4 protein-coding genes are annotated in these 4,100 nt (G+C 71.1%); 1 reads left to right on the forward strand and 3 read right to left on the reverse strand.

The window, feature by feature from the left end; all coding sequences use genetic code 11:
• A partial coding sequence (locus A6A06_RS18645; RefSeq protein WP_073762437.1) for a cupin domain-containing protein occupies positions 1–845 on the reverse strand: 845 nt, incomplete at its 3' end.
• 27 nt (positions 846–872) lie between these two features.
• Complete coding sequence (locus A6A06_RS41790) at positions 873–1,013, reverse strand: hypothetical protein (protein ID WP_199930985.1); 141 nt, start codon at positions 1,011–1,013, stop codon at positions 873–875.
• A 231-nt stretch (positions 1,014–1,244) separates the two neighbouring features.
• Between A6A06_RS41790 and A6A06_RS18650 the strand changes: the two genes are divergently transcribed.
• A complete protein-coding gene (locus tag A6A06_RS18650) occupies positions 1,245–2,681 on the forward strand; it encodes a Twin-arginine translocation pathway signal (protein WP_242440814.1) in 1,437 nt (478 codons plus the stop codon).
• 290 nt (positions 2,682–2,971) lie between these two features.
• Here A6A06_RS18650 and A6A06_RS18655 read toward each other — a convergent pair whose 3' ends face one another.
• On the reverse strand, positions 2,972–3,883 hold the full coding sequence (locus tag A6A06_RS18655) for a phosphotransferase (RefSeq protein WP_079194120.1): 912 nt from the start codon (positions 3,881–3,883) through the stop codon (positions 2,972–2,974).
• Positions 3,884–4,100 lie beyond the last annotated feature (217 nt).

Below are 4,100 nucleotides of genomic sequence, written 5' to 3' on the forward strand. Positions count from 1 at the left end.
ATCCGAGAAACAGCGCCTAGTACGGCCGCCACTTCCTTGCCCAGGGCGGTGAGGTAGTCGCTTTGCTCGTCGGCCGAGCAGTGGACGGGCAGGTCGCTGCGGACCCGGTCGCTGGTGCGCAGCTCGTCCGACAGCCAGCGGATCAGGTCCGCCCCGGTGTGGGTGCCGAGCCCGCACGTCAGGTGCAGGGAGGTGCTGCCCTGGTCGGCGGTGACCGCGTGCCACCACCCGCGTGGCAGGTACAGCACGTCACCGGGGCGCAGGACCAGGTCGGCCACCGGGTCCCGGGGCGGCGCTTCCGGCTCGGCCACGTCCCGGTACATCGGCGCGGTGCGCGTCGGCCCGAACAACCGCCAGCGCTTCGCCCCGGCGACCTGGACCACGATGACGTCGTGGTCGTCCCAGTGCGTGCCGAAGCCCTCCACCGATGTCCAGGACGCGTAGGCGTTGACCTGGACATGCGTGCGCAGCCAGCCCTCCAGCTCCTGTGCGAGGGCGCCGATGGGAGCGTGCAGTTCGTCGATCGCATCGACGACCAGGGAGGCGCCGTCGGCCAGGCGCTCGTGCAGCTCGGCGGGGTGGATGCGCTGCCACACGGTGCTGCGGCGGGTGATAGCCGGGGCTGCGTAGCGGTGCTGGGCCAGCATCTCGCCGCCGGCCGACAGCCGCAGCCGCGGCGGCTCCATCCGGTGCGTGGCCATCACGTCGTTGAGGGTGTCGAAGGAGCACAGCGCGGCGGATTCCTGCTCGGACAGCGCGCCGGGGACATGGCGGTAGTCGCGGTGCAGCACCCGGGCCGGGAAGGTGTCCCGGCCCAGGCGCTCCGCGAGAGACACGAAGGTCATCTCAGCTCTTCATTCAGCCGGTCGGCGTCAGTCGTTGCCGTCGGTACGGCCGGTGCCGCCGCCGTCGGAGGGGGTCGCGCCGCGGTTGCGCGCGCTGTTGATCCGGGTACGGGCGCGCACCAGCCCGCTGCTCTCGCTGCTCATCGGGGGGTTCGGGTTCGCCGGCATCTCGTGCTCCTTGCTGGTCGGTGACGCAGGACCTTGCCCCCTCAGACTGCCGCCGCCGCACCACGTGCGTCATTGCCTCCCCGGCTCAACTCATTGCGGGCTACCCGCAATTACAGACGGCATCGACGTGCGCCGTTCTGATGCCGTGCGCTGCCCGGATGCGCCTTCCCCGCGCGGGCGCGGGCGCTAGCGTGGTCGTACACCGCCCCGTCGCCGCGCACCGGGAGCCGTATGCCTGCCGTAGCCCGCTCACGACGTGCCACGATCCGCCGGGAAGCGGCCGCAATCCGCAGCCGGGGCCAGCAGGACGGGTGGGGCGTGCACCGCACGCTCACCGCCATCCGCGCCACGCTGCCCGAAGTATCCGCCCTGGAGGGCTGGCGCCTGGCCCTGGGCTGGTCCCGCGCGCAGACCATCGTCCGCATCGCCGCCCTCTACCGCGGCGACGGACTGCGCTCCCCCGCACTGTCGGAGTCCATGCTCTGCCGCTGGGAACACGACCTGCACGAGCGGCCCGGCGACGAGTACACGGTGATGCTGTGCCGCGTCTACGGCGCCCGGCCCGAACAGCTCGGCCTCGACCGTCCCGGTGACCCGTTCGCCGCACGGCCCCAGCCGCGGGCTGTGATCCGGTACGGTCGCCACGCACCGCAGTCTCGGGAATGGGTGGAGCCGATGACCACAGCCGCCGGCCTGCCGGCCGTCCGCGAATCCCTGCGCCTGGCCCTGCTCGCCGATCCGACCGGCAGCACCACCGTGGCGGATCTCGCCGAGGCCGCCGTTGAGCACTACGCCCTCCACTACAGCAAGCACCCCCCACAGGTCCTCTTCAACGAGGTCCACGCCACACGGGGGCTGCTGGGCCGGCCGCTGGCGGCCGCCACCGCGGGCGCAGATGCCCCCAGTGCCCGCGAGCTGCGCCGCAGCATCGGGTACCTGTCCGCTCTGCTGGGCAACCTCGCCGTCCACCTCGATGACCGGCCCGGCGCCCGCGCCCATCTGGCCACCGCGTACGCCTACGGCCAGCGCACCGGCGACCTGCGGCTGACGGCCTGGGCCTGCGGGGCCCGCAGCATGGTCGCCCTCGCCGACCACCAGCTCGACGCCGCGGCCCAGCACGCCGAGGAAGCCCTCACCCTGGCCCCGCCCGGACTGCCCCGCGCCCAAATCCACAGCTGGGCCCGCCTGCCCGTCCTCGCCCAGCAGGGCCGGGAGCGCGACGCCGACCAGGCGCTCGCCGCCGCATCGGACGAGCTCGACGCCGACCCTGTCGGCTCCGCTCCGGGACGGTTCGGCTTCGACGACGCCGAACGCGCGCTGCACGAGGCCGAAGCGCACCTCGTCCTCGGCCGCACCGAACAAGCCAGCAGCACGGCGGAGGCTTCCGCCGCGCAGAAGTCCGCCGGTACCCCCGGTTGGGCCGCGGCGACCCTGGTCCTCGCCCGCGCCGAGGCCGCCGACCACCCCGGCGACGCCGCGCAGCGCGCCCTGGACGTCCTCGACCGCGTACCACCCGCCCGTCTGCGCGCCACCGCCCGCCAACGCCTCGCCCAACTCGACGCCGCTCTGGTCACCACGGCCGCATCGGTGGCCGGCGACACCGACCTGCACGAACGACTCCGCACCCTGCCTGCGCCCATCGACCCATACGGCGCCAGCACCGCCTGAGCAGCCGACGGGCTAAAGGGGCATTCGCCGCGATAGCACGCAACGCACCAACTACGCTCCCGACATGAGCCACACTGGCCGGGGGGCGACCCGCGATGCCTCCGTGGTCGTCGCCCAGGACGCAGCAGGCCGCGTCGCCCTGCTCAGCGCCCGCTTTCCCCGGCACGGAGTAGGGCCGCGTGCCCAGACTGGTCACTGCTCCGACCGCGACACCGCAGCCGGAGCAGTGTTTCGTTAGGCCGCAGGGGGAGTTGAAAAGGCGTCGAACCATTCGGAGTACGCGCGAAAGGTCACAGGATTCGCCAGAGCAGTCCGGTGTCGTCGTTCCGCAGTCCCTCCACGCGCCTTTCGATCTCCGCCAGGCTTCCCGGCGCATGTGCTGTCTTGCGGGCATTGGTGGTAACCATGCGCAGTTCGCGTAGATCGCGCAGCGTCGAGTATCCGGGCCACTGCCGCACATCGCAGCCGTAGCGTTGGGCGAACTCCTGGTAGTGGTATTTGCTGTAGCCGAAGCGACGGCAGTGGACCTCAACGGTCACCAGGTCCCATTCCGGTTGGCCGACGGCGACGGTGTCCCAGTCGCACAGCACAGCGGGGGCGCTGCCGTTGTGCAGGGCGTTGCGGTGCTGCGGGTCGCCCTGTATCACGGCCTCGGGGAGGAAGAACTCGATCTTGGCCAGCTCGGCTTCCAAGTGGTCCGCCCGGTCGCTGAGAAAGCGCAAGGAGGAGGCTGGCAGTGAGGTGATGGATCTGATGGACGTCCGGATCGCGCGGACGTTGTCATGGGCGGCGAGTTGGAAGGCTGGCAGGGGGAGGGAGTGCAGTTCCCGCAGTGGAGCCGCGAGCTGCGCGGCCCTGATCGGGTCTTCAGGTTGCGGCAGGTAGGTCCAGAACGTCACGGGGTGGCCGTCGATGGTGATGGGCTGATCCGCTCCGGCAGCGTGCAGAGGAACTGTGGGGAAACCGCGGTCCATGAGCCACCGCACGAACCGTACGGTGCGCTGGACGTCGCTTATCCGCGAGCCCCGGCGGGCGATCTTGACGACGACAGGTGAGGTGTCCAGCAGTATGACGGCATTGGTGTGGCCGCGGAGCAGGCGGGCGTTGGCGCTGTCGAGTCCTACGGACGCGCACGCGCGATCCAGGACGTGGTGCATCTGGGACGAGTCGAAGCCGCCGTGGACCGGCGTCGGTGCTGTCATGGGGACAGGCTGACTGACCGACCACCCGAATGTCATCCTTGCCCGGGAGGCAGAGCCAGGATCTCTTCGAGCTGTCGAACGGCCTGGCCGCGCCTTATCGCAGGCGGCAGCACCCCGATCACTTGCCGTGCGCGTTGTTCGATGATGCGGGTCCGGTGCGCTGTCGGCACTTTCAGGTAGGTGGCCCCTGCTAGGCGCTGTTTCTCGGATCATGTGC

Source organism: Streptomyces sp. CB02923 (assembly GCF_001905005.1).
Classification (GTDB): domain Bacteria; phylum Actinomycetota; class Actinomycetes; order Streptomycetales; family Streptomycetaceae; genus Streptomyces.